This is a genomic window from Micromonospora sp. NBC_00860, from assembly GCF_045207375.1.
Taxonomy (GTDB): Bacteria; Actinomycetota; Actinomycetes; order Mycobacteriales; family Micromonosporaceae; genus Micromonospora; species Micromonospora vinacea.
In genome coordinates, this window is sequence record NZ_CP108825.1 from 6254076 (window position 1) to 6268464 (window position 14389).

General features: G+C 69.5%; 13 protein-coding genes and 2 tRNA genes. 8 read left to right on the forward strand and 7 right to left on the reverse strand.

Features of this window, described 5'->3' with window-relative positions:
- Positions 1-22: 22 nt before the first annotated feature.
- Positions 23-733 carry a class I SAM-dependent methyltransferase gene (locus OH804_RS28880; protein WP_406060710.1) on the reverse strand — a complete coding sequence of 237 codons (711 nt, stop codon included), beginning with the start codon at positions 731-733 and terminating at the stop codon, positions 23-25.
- A gap of 314 nt (positions 734-1047) precedes the next feature.
- Here OH804_RS28880 and OH804_RS28885 point away from each other — a divergent pair, with 314 nt between their 5' ends.
- Entirely contained in the window at positions 1048-2781 is a 1734-nt protein-coding gene (locus OH804_RS28885) for a hypothetical protein (protein ID WP_406066713.1), read from the forward strand.
- 18 nt (positions 2782-2799) lie between these two features.
- Here the strand turns inward: OH804_RS28885 and OH804_RS28890 are convergent, their stop codons facing one another.
- A complete protein-coding gene (locus OH804_RS28890) occupies positions 2800-3576 on the reverse strand; it encodes an IucA/IucC family C-terminal-domain containing protein (protein WP_196920243.1) in 777 nt (258 codons plus the stop codon).
- A gap of 327 nt (positions 3577-3903) precedes the next feature.
- On the opposite strand from OH804_RS28890, the gene OH804_RS28895 reads away from it, so the two are divergent.
- A complete protein-coding gene (locus OH804_RS28895; RefSeq protein ID WP_406060712.1) occupies positions 3904-5433 on the forward strand; it encodes a peptide deformylase in 1530 nt (509 codons plus the stop codon).
- A 68-nt stretch (positions 5434-5501) separates the two neighbouring features.
- On the opposite strand, the gene OH804_RS28900 is transcribed toward OH804_RS28895, so the two are convergent.
- A complete protein-coding gene (locus OH804_RS28900; RefSeq protein ID WP_406060714.1) occupies positions 5502-6617 on the reverse strand; it encodes a globin domain-containing protein in 1116 nt (371 codons plus the stop codon).
- A gap of 144 nt (positions 6618-6761) precedes the next feature.
- On the opposite strand from OH804_RS28900, the gene OH804_RS28905 reads away from it, so the two are divergent.
- Positions 6762-7532, forward strand: a complete 771-nt coding sequence (locus tag OH804_RS28905) for a CPBP family intramembrane glutamic endopeptidase (protein WP_406060716.1) — start codon at positions 6762-6764, stop codon at positions 7530-7532.
- Between the two features lie 93 nt (positions 7533-7625).
- On the opposite strand, the gene OH804_RS28910 is transcribed toward OH804_RS28905, so the two are convergent.
- Positions 7626-7769, reverse strand: a complete 144-nt coding sequence (locus OH804_RS28910; protein ID WP_406060718.1) for a DUF6879 family protein — start codon at positions 7767-7769, stop codon at positions 7626-7628.
- Between the two features lie 30 nt (positions 7770-7799).
- On the reverse strand, positions 7800-7997 hold the full coding sequence (locus tag OH804_RS28915) for a hypothetical protein (protein WP_406060720.1): 198 nt from the start codon (positions 7995-7997) through the stop codon (positions 7800-7802).
- Between the two features lie 468 nt (positions 7998-8465).
- On the opposite strand from OH804_RS28915, the gene OH804_RS28920 reads away from it, so the two are divergent.
- Positions 8466-8813 carry a hypothetical protein gene (locus OH804_RS28920; protein WP_196920239.1) on the forward strand — a complete coding sequence of 116 codons (348 nt, stop codon included), beginning with the start codon at positions 8466-8468 and terminating at the stop codon, positions 8811-8813.
- Between the two features lie 197 nt (positions 8814-9010).
- On the opposite strand, the gene OH804_RS28925 is transcribed toward OH804_RS28920, so the two are convergent.
- Entirely contained in the window at positions 9011-10366 is a 1356-nt protein-coding gene (locus tag OH804_RS28925; RefSeq protein WP_406060722.1) for a hypothetical protein, read from the reverse strand.
- A gap of 146 nt (positions 10367-10512) precedes the next feature.
- Here OH804_RS28925 and OH804_RS28930 point away from each other — a divergent pair.
- From OH804_RS28930 to OH804_RS28945, 4 genes are all read left to right on the forward strand, one after another.
- Positions 10513-10603, forward strand: a tRNA-Ser gene (locus tag OH804_RS28930).
- A gap of 35 nt (positions 10604-10638) precedes the next feature.
- Positions 10639-10711 (forward strand) — tRNA-Arg (locus OH804_RS28935).
- Positions 10712-10989: 278 nt separating this feature from the next.
- On the forward strand, positions 10990-11922 hold the full coding sequence (locus tag OH804_RS28940) for a GNAT family N-acetyltransferase (protein ID WP_406060724.1): 933 nt from the start codon (positions 10990-10992) through the stop codon (positions 11920-11922).
- 192 nt (positions 11923-12114) lie between these two features.
- Positions 12115-12396 (forward strand): SCO0607 family lipoprotein, encoded by a 282-nt coding sequence (locus OH804_RS28945; protein WP_196920238.1) that lies wholly within the window; start codon positions 12115-12117, stop codon positions 12394-12396.
- 144 nt (positions 12397-12540) lie between these two features.
- Here OH804_RS28945 and OH804_RS28950 read toward each other — a convergent pair whose 3' ends face one another.
- Entirely contained in the window at positions 12541-14079 is a 1539-nt protein-coding gene (locus OH804_RS28950; protein ID WP_406060726.1) for a hypothetical protein, read from the reverse strand.
- Positions 14080-14389 lie beyond the last annotated feature (310 nt).

Genomic DNA, 14389 nt, shown 5'->3' on the forward strand with positions numbered 1-14389 from the left:
CCGGGGCCGGGGCCGGGGTGGGTCAGGCTGGGACGCGGGCCACGGCGAAGACGGACTGGCCGAACGGCGGGAGCACCAGCTGCTCGGCGGCCTTGGTGGCGGGCAGCACGAGGGTGTCGTACACCTTGACCATCGGGCCCTCCTTCGGCATCAGCCGGAAGACCTTGGTGGCCATGAAGTAGCCGATCAGCCCGAGCGCGTTCGCGTAGTGGATCTTCTCGATGGTCAGGCCTGCCTCGGTCATCGCCGCCCCGAGCGTCTTCTTCGTGTAACGGCGGACGTGCCCGGTGGCGATGTCGGCCGGGCCCATCGCGAACTGGAACGCCGGCACGATGATGATCACGGCACCGCCGGGTCGGACCAGGTCGCGCATGCTCTGCAGCGCGCCCACGTGGTCCTCGATGTGCTCCAGCACGTTGTACGAGACGGCGGCGCTGTAGTCGCCGCGGTCGTTGTGCGGCAGCAGCATCTGCCGGACGTCGATGTTCGGGCGGTCGGCGAGGCGCTCCTTGAGCTGCACCAGCCGGTCCGGGTTGGCCTCGGTGGCGGTGAACCGGGGCAACCGCTCGGACCATTCCAGCGCGTAGTCACCGAGGCCGCTGCCGATCTCGATCGGGTCGTCGCCGAGGTACGGCACGGCCAGTTCGATGAACCAGCGACGGTGGTTGACAGCGGTTGCCAGGCCTTCCAGGACCTCGGACTGCACGCGCTGATCCCCAGTGATTTCTGCCATGCGTCGATTCCTCACGATATGAACTCGACCCGTGCCTGGACCGACAGAGTGAATCATCCGCTGGGACGGCGAAAGAATCGGGGCATCGGGGTGGCCGAATTGTGGTCGGGGGGTGGGTTCGTGATCGGCGGTCGGCGAACCCGGCACATAGTACGGCAGTACCCCGAAACATGTCACGGCGGTGCCATACGCTGACTACCCTATGAATTGTCATGACTACTCCTGAACCGGACGTGCCCAGCGACAGTGGCGGCCCGGCCGCCGCTTCGTCGGCGGAGGGGGCCTCCGGTGCCGTTCGGCCTTCCCGCAGCGGGATGTGGGCCGATCTGGCCGCCGTGCTGAGTTTCGTGCTGCTCGGCTTCTGGGTCACCGGTCGGCTCTGGCTGGACCCGAGCAGTGATGTGCGGGACAACCAGACCGATCAGTCACAGTTTGAATGGATGATGGCCCACGGTGCGCGAGTAGTCACGCACTTTGCGTATCCGTTCCATTCCAATCAGATGAACGTCCCCGACGGCGTGAATCTGATGGCCAATACGTCCGTATTATCCATTTCATTGCCAATGACGCCGATCACCCTGTTGTTCGGACCTCGGGCGTCATTTCTGCTCTTCCTGACCGTCGGCATGATTGCCACCGCCACGGCCTGGTATTTCCTGCTCTCCCGGGTCGTGATCGGCAGCCGGGGGCCAGCGTGGCTGGGCGCGGGCTTCTGCGCGTTCGCGCCGGCCATGGTGTCGCACGCCAATGGGCACCCGAACATCGTGTCGCAGTTCGTCGTCCCGTTGATCATCTGGCGCACGCTGCGACTCGGCGAACCAGGCCGCTGGCTGCGCAACGGGGCCCTCCTCGCGCTGGTCATCGTCTGGCAGGCATTTCTCAACCTGGAGATCCTGCTGATGACCGCGATCGGGCTCGGCGTGGTCGTCGCTGTGCTCGCCCTCGGTCGCGCGGATCTGCGGTCGCGGGCCCGACCCTTCCTCGCCGGCCTGGCCGTCGCCGCCGGCGTCGCCGGACTCCTGCTGGCGTACCCCCTGTACGTCCAGTTCTTCGGACCGGACGCGTACTCCGGGCTGTCCCGCCTGATCCGCGGCTACTCCAGCGACCTGGCCTCGTTCGTCGCGTACTCCCGGGAATCACTCGCCGGTAGCGCGCGCACCGCCGCGGGTCTGGCCAAGAACCCGACCGAGGAGAACAGCTTCTTCGGCTGGGGGCTGCTGGTGCTGGTGATCGCCCTGGTCTGGTGGCTGCGCCGCTCGATCGTGGTGCTCGCGCTGGCCGCGCTCGGGTTGCTCTTCGCGGTGCTCTCGCTGGGACGGGAGGTCCGCTTCGACAACCGGGGTACGGGTGTGCCGGGCCCCTGGGCGGCGCTGGAGAACCTACCCATCCTGCACTCGGTGGTGCCGACGCGCTGGGCGTTGGCGATCACCCCGATCATCGGGCTGCTGCTCGCCTACGGTGCCGAACGTGCCCGCGAGTTGGCCGGCGCACACCCGGCCGCCCGGGGCCAGGTCCGCTTCGTCACCGCCACAGTGCTGACGATGGCCCTGCTGCCGATCGTCCCCACCCCGCTGCCGGTGGCCCGCCTCGACCCGGTCCCCACCTTCGTGACCAGTGGGGCGTGGCGGCCGTACGTGGCCGGTGGGCGCAGTGTGGTGACCCTTCCGTTGCCGGACAGCACGTACGCGGAGCCGCTGCGCTGGTCGGCGGCGACCCGGCTGGACATGCCGCTGGCCCGTGGTTACTTCCTCGGCCCGGACACCCGCCCGAGCGCCGACCCGCCGAAGGTCGCACTGTTCGGTGCGACTCCACGCCCCACCAGCAGCTTCTTCGCCACCATCCGGCGTACCGGGGCGGTGCCCCCGATCACCCCGCAGAGCCGGGTCCGAGCGGTCGACGACCTGCGCTACTGGCGGGCGGGGGTGGTCATCCTCGGGCCACACGAGCACGAGGCGGCGCTGCGCCGGGGGATGACCGAGCTGACCGGGATCCAACCGGTCTTCACCGGCGGCGTGTGGGTGTGGGACGTCCGGTCGTTGACCGACTGACCCGTGCGGCCCAGCGGCCTAGCGGACGCAGCAGCCCTGGCAGACCTTCGGCCGGGGCAGCGTGAAGGCGAGGCAGCAGGTGCGGCGTTGCACTGTGGGCTCGCCGGTCGGCCCGGGCACCAACTCGATCAGGTCGGTCAGGTCGAGTGCGCCGAGCAGTGTGTCGATGCTCTGCACCGTGGAGCCGGGCAGGCCGTCAGCTGCCCGCAGGATGCCGTGCGCGATGCCGGAGGCGACCGAGCCGAGCAGCGTCCGGGTGCCCACCCGGACCTCGGACTGGATCGCCGTGATGAGCGGTGCCAGGTGGGCGTCGAGCAGCGAGGCGCGCAGTGCGGCCAGCAGTTCGGCCTCGTCGGCGACGACCCGTACCTCCGGCAGGCCGGCGAGCGCCAGCGGATCGTTCGGCAGCACCGCCACCGTGGTGCCCCGGCGCATGCCCATGGTGAGCAACTGCCGGTGGTCCTCGAAGTGGATCAGCAGGTTGGTCGGATCGAGCAGCGGCACCCGCCGGGCGGAGGCCCAGCCGAGCACGACCGGCAGCGCGGCCCAGTAGCTGTACGACTTCCAGGCCAGCGCCGCGCAGGCGTGCGGGGTGCCGCCCCAGCGGACGGCGGCGCCGTTCAGCAGCTCCGGCAGTCGGCTGCCGTCGATCAGGGTGGTGGCGGGCGCCCAGCCGAGTTCGTCGTCGACCAGCAGGCCCCGGGCGAGGCCGGGGAGGTCGTCGGTGCCGAACATGGCCCGGAGCGCCGCGGTGACGGGGGCGAGCGGTGTGGTGGCGGCCTCCCGCCTCGGCATCACCGCTGTCACCTGAGTCGTCCCCTGTCTGTGTGACCGAGGAGTGCGCCCCGGCGGACGAACCAGTGCCGTCCTGAGCTAAGGCTAGCCTAACCAGACCCCTGGCCGTAAGGGAAGCCTCACCTTGGTCACATCCCGGACGCCCAGGTCACCCCGTATTCGACGGGAGTAGCGCTTCGCGTACTACCCGGAGTCAGTGCTGGGAAACGCGGTCGCACGATCGATGGTCATCGGTGGATTGTCAAGCGGTGTGTCGAAAACATGCCACATGCGTGTGTGCTCAGGCACGGAACGTGAAAACTTATATCCCCGGCCCCGAGGAAGCTGATGACGACCTCACCCCTCGAACGGGCTGCCGACTCCTTCGCGGCCGAACTCGCCCGGCAACGAACCGGGCGCGGGTTGTCCAAGAAGCAACTGGCCGTCCTGATGGGGTTCGACCCGTCCTACGTGAGCCACGTCGAGGGGCGCCGGCACCGCCCGACCGAGGATTTCGCCCGCCGCGCGGAGGCCGTCCTGGAGGCCAGCGGCGCGATCTGGCAGCGCTTCCGGGAGTACGACGACCTACGGCACGCCCGGACGGGTCAGCCGCAGCGCGAGCCGCACCTGCCGGGACAGTGGCTGCCACCCGGCACCGGCCTGGTCGTGGAGCGGGAGCTGGCCACCCTCACCCACGCCGACGACGGCTACCGGTGCGTCATCCACCGTGAGCTGTACAACGCAGGCACCGAGCCGGTCACCCGCTACCTGGTCCGGGTCGCCGTCGACCGTTACCCGAACGACCCCGGCCGCTCCAACCGCCACCACCGGGAGCATCCCCTCACCTTCGCCGAGCTGCAGATCCAGGCCCACCGAGACGACGGCGGTGGCGACCCGGAGCCGATGCACTGGCGAGCCAAGCACGATCGGGACGCGTTCAAGGAGATCTGGCTGCTCTTCGAGAACGGGGAGCGGCGCTTCCCCCTCTACCCGGGCGACCGGGCCACCATCGAGTACGCGTACAGCGTCGGGCAGGAGAAGTGGGGCCCCTGGTTCCAGCGGGCCGTCCGACTGCCCACCCGGCAGCTCGCCGTACGCCTGGACCTGCCGGCGGCGCTCGACCCGCAGGTCTGGGGCGTGGAGACCTCGCTCAGCGCGGAGGAGGGCCCGCTGCGGACGGCGCCGCAGCGTCACGACGAGGGCGACCGGGCGATCTACGACTGGCAGACCGACGACCCACCGTTGAACGCCCGGTACCGGATGCAGTGGCGGTTTCGCGCCCGCCCGGACAACGAACCGGATCTCGGCCCCGGCGGCGCCAGGGTCCGACCCAGCGACCGGATGCGCGGTCTCGGCATCGTGCAACGCGGGGACGACCTGCTCCGTCAGCGGGCCCGCCCGTTCGACCTGCCCGCTGAGGAACACGTCGCCCGGGACGTGGTCGACCGGCTCACCATGGCCCTGGCCCGGCTCGACGAGCTGCACCCGTTCAGCAAGGGGGTGGGTGTCGCCGCGCCGCAGTTCGGCATCGGCCGCGCGGCGGCCGTGGTGCGGCCCCCCGACCGGTCGGCGGAGCCGGTCGTGCTGCTCAACCCCCGGGTGGTCGACGCCGACCTGGAGACCGACGAGCAGTACGAGGGCTGCCTCTCCTTCTTCGACCACCGGGGTCTGGTGCCCCGACCGCTGCGACTGGACGTGGAGCACGCCCAGTGGGACGGCAGCCGGGTCATCACGTCGTTCGAGTTCGGCATGGCCCGGCTGGTCGCACACGAGATTGACCACCTGGAGGGTCGGCTCTACGTCGACCGGATGGCACCCGGCGTGCCGTTGGTGCCGGTGGAGGAGTACCGGGAGTCCGGGCACCCCTGGCGCTACTGAACAGGAAGGGGCCGGGGCGCGTGCCCCAGGGGGCAGGGGCACGCGCCCCGGCGTGGGGGGAGGAACGTCTAGAGGTCACCGAAGGTGTCGTAGCGGATGTGCGGCGGCGCCACATCGTCCGCGGCGAGCACCCGCAGGGTGGACCGGACCATCCGGGCGGCACCGGAGACGTAGCAGTCGTGCGTGGTCCACGGGCCGTACCGGGCCACCACGTCCGGGATCTCGCCCTGCTCGCCGTCGAAGTCCGGGTCCTCACTGCACGCCGCGGTGACCGACAACCACGGGTGTACGGCCACCAGCTCCTGCAACCCGTCCAGGCCGTACAGGTCGGCCGCCTGCCGGGCGCCGTAGAAGACGTGCACCCACCGGGTCCGGTTGAAGGTGGCCAACTCCTCCACCAGCGCCTTGATCGGCGCGAGCCCGACGCCGCCGGCCACGCAGAGGATGTCCCGTTCCGAGGCGCGGTCCAGTGTCATCGACCCCATCGGCGCCGCCAGACGCAGCAGGTCGCCCGGCCGCACCCGACGCACCAGCGCGCCGGAAACCCAGCCGGCCCCCGGAGACCGGACGTGGAACTCCAGCACGTTGTCGTCGTTCGGGGCGTTCGCCACCGAGTAGTTGCGCCACACCCGGGGGTGGTAGCGCGGCACCTCCAGACTCACGTACTGCCCCGCCTGCCAGCGCAGCGGGTGCTGCAACGCCCGGCAGGTCAGCACGGCGGTGTCCGGGCCGTACCGCTCATGGGTCAGCACCTCTGCGTGCCAGAACGCCGGGTCGTCGTCGGAGGCGGCGCCGGCCACCATCAGGGCGGCGATCGCCGCGTACGCCTCCCGCCACGCCTGGTCGTACTCCAGGTTCCAGCCGTCGCCGGCGGTGCTGCGCAGCGCGTCCAGCAGTGCGACGCCCATCGTGGCGTAGTGCCGCTCGTCGACGTGGTACTTGCGGTGGTCGCGGCCGAGCGCCCGGAGGAACTCGTCGAAGCTCTCCGGATCGTCGACAGTGTGGATCGCCGTGATGATCGCTTCGAGCAGGCGGTCGCCCTGGCCGGTCATCTGCACCGGGAAGAGTTGCCGCAGGGCGGGGTCGAGCAGGAACAGGCGAGCGTAGAAGTGGCCGCTCAACCGGACCCGGTCATCCTCGACCAGGGTCCAGCTCTCCTTCAGCAACCGCGCGAGGTTGTCCACTGACGCTCCTTCTCCAGACGGCAACGGATCGGGCGCCCATAGAATCTCCACGGAGAGTGTCGACTGGTCGCACAGAATGTGCGATCGGCTCATGCTGGCCGGTCGGCCATGTCCCGGGTGCCGCCCGTCGGGCAGAGTGGTGCGGTGACCGTTGAGCTGACCCGCCCGGTGTCCCGCCGAATGCTCGGCACCGAGACGCTGCTGGTCCTCGGCCTCTCCCTCGGCCAGTCCGCGATCTACGCGGTGGTCTCGATCATCGCGAAGTTGACAGCCGACGGTCCGCTCTCCAAGCAGACCGCCTCGCTGAACACCTCGGCGTCGGCCCGCCCCTGGCTGGACCTCACGTACCAACTGCTCGGCATCGTTTTCGCGTTGCTGCCGGTGCTGCTCGCCGTACACCTGCTCAGCCGTGACCCCGGCGACCCGGCGCGGACCCTCGGCCTGGACGCCCGGCGGCCCGGTCAGGACGTCGCGCGCGGGGCCGGCCTGGCGGCGCTCATCGGCCTACCCGGGCTGGCGCTGTTCTGGGTGGCGGCCCACCTGGGCCTCAACGCCACGCTGGTGCCGGCCGCGCTGCCGGACGTCTGGTGGGCGGTCCCGGTACTGATCCTCGCCGCCGTGCAGAACGCCGTGCTGGAGGAGGTGATCGTGGTCGGATACCTGGTCACCCGGCTGCGCCAGCTCCAGTGGCGGCTCGCCGCGATCATCGCGGCCAGTGCGCTGCTGCGCGGCTCGTACCACCTCTACCAGGGCTTCGGCGCGTTCGTCGGCAACGCGATCATGGGCGTCGTGTTCAGCCTCTTCTACCTGCGCACCCGGCGGGTGATGCCGCTTGTCATCGCGCACACCCTGCTCGACGTGTTCGCCTTCGTCGGCTACGCGCTGCTGCCCAGGGAGTGGTTCGACTGGCTCTGACCGGTCAACGCCGGGCGGCGGCGGATTCCAGGCCGACGTACAGCTCGAACCAGTGCCGGCTCCACTGCATTGCCTCGGCTGCGCCGTCCAGCGTCATCCGCGCCTCGGTGCGCATCTCGCGCAGCGCCCGCCCGAGTAAGGGGTGAGAGGCTCTTCGACGACCCGTACCCGATTGGGCTCGCCGCCCGCTTTCCGGTGGTCGTCCCGGTACGAAGACCACTGGGAAAGCGGGAGCACCGAATCCGGGAAGGCAGAAAACGGCGGGATTCAGCAGGCGTGCGTCCGCCAACTCACCTTCGTCACGGTCATGGGAACGTAGAAGAATCCGTCACCAGGAGGAGCGCAGTCCGTGCCGGTGAGAGTCATTCCCTGGGTGGTGAACGACCAGCTAATCTCGGCGTTCCGGTTCGTGTAGTTGTAGTAGTTGAAACCCGTGATGTTGCCGTTCCACTCCGTGGTGGTCACCAGGGACGGAGTCGCCGTAGGAACCCCGTTCGGGTGATCCCAGTGGGGCCAGACGCAGAATGTGCCCGGCTGGCAGTTCCCGGGCGGGTAGACGCCGGCCCCCGACTGGGGTGCCGCCGAGGCAGGAGGGGCAACAGCCAGCACACCTGCGATGACCCCGGCGATGGCGAAGGGTTTCAACAGCACGGCTACCTACTTCCATTGATAAACATGAATTGACTCAAGCTATCGCGGGAAAGTTGCACCGTCAAGGACCTGCGGCCGCCGGTCGATCCGGCCACCTCCGAACGCCCCCGCGACTCGGGTGGCAGGCGGCCAGCTCGTAGCCAGCTCTGCGTTCGGGCCGCTCAGCGACAGTGATCAGCGGCGGGTTGCTTGACACGGGGAACATAATCGATGCAAGTAAATCTATCCCTGGCTGAACGAGCTCCGGTCCCGTCCCTGAACACCGTTAGGAAGGGGAAGCTCATGCGCAGATTTACCAGCCGAATCGCTGCGGCTCTCGCCGCCGCCTTGATCACCACACTGGCCGTGACGATACCGGCGTCGCCCGCAGCCGCTGTCGAGACGCTCAAGGTTCCCGACACCGGCCTCGTCTTCTACCAGGCCTACACGCAGATCATCGTAGGCAGGCAGGCCACGCCCGACGGTATCTGCCGCCCGGTCCCGGCCGAGGCGATCTGGGCGATCGGTTGGAACGGCTTCGGTTCCGTCTCTGGCTACCGGACCTCCGACTGCACCGGCGCTGCGTCCGAGCTCAACAACTTCCACAGCTGGCCGTACGAGGGCTACTACCTCTCCTACCGGGCCGGTTGACCAGCGTTCCCGGTGGTCGATCGCGGACGGCCACCGGGAAAGCACCATTTCAACACGTGGGCAGGAGGCCTGTCGTTCCCCGCGAGCAGGGTGCCCCCGGACCGAGGTGATCAGCGACGCCCGTGATCGAGGGCTGCACTACGTGGAGAAGCTGATTCGGGACGCGGACAGTGAGTCCGGTGATGGTGGCGGCCGATTCAAGCGGGCCGCCGGTCGGGTCGGTAGACGGCCACCGTTCGGGCCGCGAGCCGGTCCGCCGCCGCCGCGTCACCCAACGCCGCCGCGAGCACCGCAGCGCCCGGCAGCAACCGGGCCACCAGTCGCAACGCCACCCAACCGCCGGCCTGCGCCGTGAGCGGCGCCGCCAACCGCCAGGCCGCCTCCGCCGCGCGCGGCCACGCCCCCTCGACCGGGTCACCCGCCGTCTCGGCGGCGGCCAGGGCCGCCGCCGCGCTCGGCCGATCCGGGTGCACCTGGGTCAGCACCAGCAGGTCGACGGCCCGGTCGGGATGCGTCGGATCCTTGCCGTACGCGGCGGCCAGGTGCAGCACCAGCTCCGAGTGCGTCCACAGCACCGCCGCCAGCTCGGCCACCGGCGCGAAGAAACCGGCCAGCGCGGCGGTCGCCCCGCCCGCACCCGCCGAGCGGACGAACCGCCGGGTCGCCAACCGGGCCAGGCCGTCCGCCGAGGCATCCGGATACCGGGTGCGCAACCCCAGGGCCCATCCGGCCGCGCCGGGCCCAAGCGACCGCACCGCAGCCAGAGCCAACAGCTCCGGCGCGAAGCCCGGGTGGTCGAGCACCTGCGCGGCGACCGCGCGCAGCTCCGATTCCGGGGTACGCCCCAGAGCAGGCTCAAGCTGCCGCGCGGCGGGTTCTGCCGGAGTCAGCTGCTGCTCGACGGGTGTCGTCTGCTGCTCGGCGGGTGTCGTCTGCTGCCTGGCTACGGTTTCGGGGGCGGGTTCTGCCGGCGTGGCGCTCTTGGTCGGCGTGGTGCTCTTTCGTGGGGTGGCCGCGCGCTTGGTGGTCTTTGCGGCTTTGGCCGGGGTCGCCGGTGTGGTGGTACTCGCCTCGCCGGTGGTGTTCGCGGCTTTGGTGGAGTTCACGACGCGCTTGCGGGGTGCCGGCGTGGTCGGGGTCACCTCGGCGGGCGCGTCAACTGCCTTCCGAGGGGCAGCCTTGCGAACGGGGGCGGTCCGGGCCTTCGGCGGTGTCGATGCGACCCCTGTGGCGGGGCCCGGTTGGTCGCCGTTCGGCTCCTCGGGCTGCTCCGCGCCCGCGTCGGTGGTCAGCTCAGCCGGTGTGGGCCGGGGCTGCCGAGGCAGAGGGCGGTCCGGCTCCGGTGGTTGGAAGAGCACCGCCGGGGCAGCCTTGGCCCGTCGAGGACGCTGGCTCGCCGGAGCGGCTGCCGGCGGCGCCGCCGCCTCAGGCTCCACCACCTCGGCGGGCTCCTCGGCCACGATCGGCGGCCGGAAGGTGGCCCGCGGGGAGCGCCGGCGCGCTCGTTCAGCAGGCTCTCGACGGGTCGACTCGCTGGGCGGCTGCTCCTGCATATCGATGGAGCGTAGTCCCGATCACGCCGACGCACAGCGTTGAAACACGGGGGCGGGCCGACCCTGGTGGGCGTACCCCGGAAGTCGTTTTGCTCCCGGTGGGTGGCGACCTGTATCCTCGGGCGCGGTGGTCTGAGGATCACCAGGGAGACTTCGCCTAGTCTGGTCTATGGCGCCGCACTGCTAATGCGGTTGGGGTCTTAAAGCCCCTCCCGGGTTCGAATCCCGGAGTCTCCGCGCGAAAGCCGGGTGTGTACACTGGCTGAGCACAAGCGCCCGTAGCTCAATGGATAGAGCATCTGACTACGGATCAGAAGGTTAGGGGTTCGAGTCCCTTCGGGCGCACAGAGCATGGGGAAGCCCTCGACCAGCCGAAACGGCAGGGATGGGGGCTTTTTCGTGTCCGCCAGAATCAGCATTCGAGCGGACGTGGGAGCCAAGCTGGGAGCCACCGGGTTCCTCACTGCCCGAACAACGCACGGGACATGGCCGCCGCCCGACGAGGAGATCCGCTTGAGTCCGCAGGGACTTGAGCCGCAGGCACTGGAGTCTTGCTCTAGCCGAGCGAGAGGAGCCCCTCGGCCCGCGCGAATCATGGTGCTGAGCTTCGCTAGCCTCGGCAAGTGATCTCCTACCGCGCTACCGCCCCCGCGGACCTCGACCGCGTGACCCCGTGGATCGTGACCGAGCCCGTTGGGTGGATCCCCGCCGACCGTTACCTGGCCGAACTGGCCGAGGACATGTACCGGCCGGAATGGACGTGGATCGCCGAGCAGGACGGCCAGGTCGTGGGACGGGCATTGTGGTGGGGGCCGAAGGGCAGCCCGCATCCGGTCGCGCTCGACTGCCTCGACGTGGATCCAGCCGTGGGCGACCGTGCCGCCGTCGCCGCCGAGCTGATCAGGGCCGCGCTGGCCGGGTTCCCGGAGCCGGTGCAGTACATGATCGAGGTCACCGGTGGCTGGCGTGACGATCCGGCCACCTCGGCGGCCGTGGAGTGGCGGCGGGCGGCGGCGCATGCGGCGGGCCTCATCCGCGAGGTGGAGCGGCTGCAGTTCGAGTGGGCACCCGCCGACGGGGTGCCCCCCGCAGCCGGCAGGCTGCGGTTCACCGAGGCCTCCGACGAGGAGTTCCTCGCGTTGTTCAGGAGAATCGCCGAGGGCAGCCTGGATGCCCAGACCCGTGCGAACCTGGCCGCCAAGGGCGTGGACGCGACCGCGCGCGAAGAGATGGATTTCTATCTCAGGGCGCCGGGCAAGCGGGAGTGGTGGCGAATCGCCTACACGCACGAGGGCGAGGTGGCGGGCATGGCGATTCCCTCCGCGACCCCGTACAACGTGAACGTCGGCTATCTCGGGGTGGTGCCGGAGTTCCGCGGGCGCGGCTACGTGGACGAGGTGCTCGCCGAGATCACCCGCCTTCACGCGACCAACGGGGAATCGCGCATCACCGCCACCACCGACATGGGCAACGCGCCTATGGCGGCCGCTTTCGGTCGCGCCGGATACCGCAACACGGGGATCCGGATCAACCTTTCCAACGACGTCCAGCCCTAGACGAGAAAAGGCGGGTGCCGACTTTGCAACGCACGAGCTCGGACCGCCTCGCCGAAGCTATGGATCAGATGGTCTGACTGTTTGAGGACGCCCACTGGTCGTGCTGTACCCGGCGATGAGTTGTTACGCGCGGCGCGAGATGAGTACGCGTGCGGATGGCAGACGCGGCCGCGGCGACCAGAATTTCTCCCCATGCGAACGCGAATCATGATCGCCCTGGCCGCGGCCGGCATGGGTGGGCTGATGGCCACCACCGGCTGCTCGTTCCGGGAGAACATCTGCGCTGGCGGTGAGTATCCGGCGATCGCGGTGGGCGGGCAGGGCGGCAGCGCCTGCTTCCCGGACGGGCAGGAGCCGACCCCGCCGTACGTCCGCTACCCGGAGGGTAAGGTTCCGCAGCACGTCGACGACGAGTGGGACGTCTACTGGCGCAGCCACGGCATCGACGAGAACAACAACATCATCGAGACCTGAGCCGCCCAACCCGGAGAACCGTCGCCCGGTGGACGGCATCCGGTCCCGCCGCAGGTCCGATCTTCGTGACCGAACCTGTGCGGGACCGGATGCGTTACCTGCTCTGTTACCTCTTGCTACCCGAGCGCCGGGGCGGTCGGACGATCAGCCGAAGCAGTTGGGCACCGGCGGTGAGCTGGGTGTGCAGTTGGTGGGCCGGTTGCCGCTGATGACGGTCTTCTGGTCCACGGTGACCTGGCCGCCGTCGTTGAAGATTCCGCCGGGTGCCAGTGTGGAGATGTTGTCGGTGACCTTGCTTTCGGTGAGGTTGAGTGTGGCGTTGTTGTAGATCCCGCCGCCCTGCGAGCTTGAGCCGATGGCCCGGTTCCGGTCGACGTGGCTGCGCCGCAGTACGACGGTGCCGCTGCCGTTGTAGATGCCACCGCCGTGTTCGATGGTGCTGTTCGTGCTCGCGACGTTCTCGCTGATCCAGCTGTCTTCGGCCACGAACTCGCCGATCTGGTTGTAGACGCCGCCGCCGCGTTGGCCGGCCTCGTTGTGGTGGACCTTGCCGTGGTAGAGGTGGAAGACGCCGTCGGCGAAGATTCCGCCGCCCTCGCTGCCGGCCCGGTTGTCGTTGACCTCGACGTTCCTGGCCTCGGTGGTGGAGTTGATGCCGCCGCTGATGCCGCCGCCACGGAAGCCCGCGGTGTTGTTGTCCAGGTGGACGTTCTCGAGCACGGCGACCTGGCTGTTCGACAACCCGCCGCCGGTGCCGCCGATGGGCAGGATGTTGACGACCCCGATCGTGTTGTTGTAGCTCAGCCGGGTGTTCTGCACGGTGAGGTTGCCGTTGTTGTGAATGCCTCCGCCACTGAACACGGCGCTGTTGTTGCTGATGTTGCTGCCGCCGTCGTCCTTCTTCTTGTCCTTGCCGTGGTCGGTCCCGCCGAGGATCTTCGTGACGCCGAAGTTGGCGATCCCGCCACCCGGGCCGTTCGTGTGGTTGTAGACCACGTTGGTGTTCTCGATGACGGACCTGCCGCCGATGTCGATCCGGATGCCACCGCCGCCGGCGCCGAGCCCACCCTCGGCCAGGCCGCCCTTGATGGTGGCGTCGCGCAGCGTCAGGTCGCCGCCGGCGCCGACCTCCAGGATCCGGAACGGCGTGGCGTTGGCCGCGCGGACGATGGTGGACCCGTTTCCGTCGATCACGACCTGCTGGGTGATGATCGGCAGGCCGACCGCACCGAAGGGCACCGGTGGCTGGGGTGCGGACCTGGTGAGCGTGTAGGTGCACTTCTCGGCGAGCCGCAGCTTCGCCCCGGAGCCGGCGTTCGCGCGGACGATCGCCGCGATCAGCTCGTCGGCGTTGCAGGGTACGGACCGGAAGTCGTCGCCCTTGTCGTCCCGATGGTCGTCGTCCTTCTTGTGGTCCTTGCCGTCGCGGCCGCCCGGGTCCTGGCCTCCGTGGTCGTCGCCGCTGTCCCGGCTGCCGTCGGCGAGGACCTGCGTTCCGGCGTTGGAGGGGTTGCCGCTCTTCCCGGCCGCTCCGCTCACTCCCGCCGAGGTGAAGGCGGCCAGGCCGACCACACCGGTCAACCCGGCCACCCCGGCGACCAGCCAGCGCGCCCGCCGCCTCTTCGACGGTCGGGCCTGACCTGCCGCTACTTCGCTCATGTTCGGGTGTAGATAGTTGGACATCGAGCTACCTGGCCCTTCTCCGCGCGCCATGTCTCCGCACGTCACAGTCGGTGCAGAAGGCGACAAATCGGTTGTCGCCACCAAGGCGAAGGTAGTCGAGCGATCCTCACATCAAACGGTCTTATGCGAAAAAGACCTACATTCGGCGTACGTGTCACTCGGGCCCCTGAGGCACCGCCCTGCCCTTCCGCCCCACCCGCTCGGCCCGCCGGGTACGGGAGGGCGGGGCGAATGAAGGCGGCAAGCGGCACTGACGACGAGTGGCAGCCGGCGACGCTGGTTCGGCGCACGGAGACCAGTTGCTGGCGCT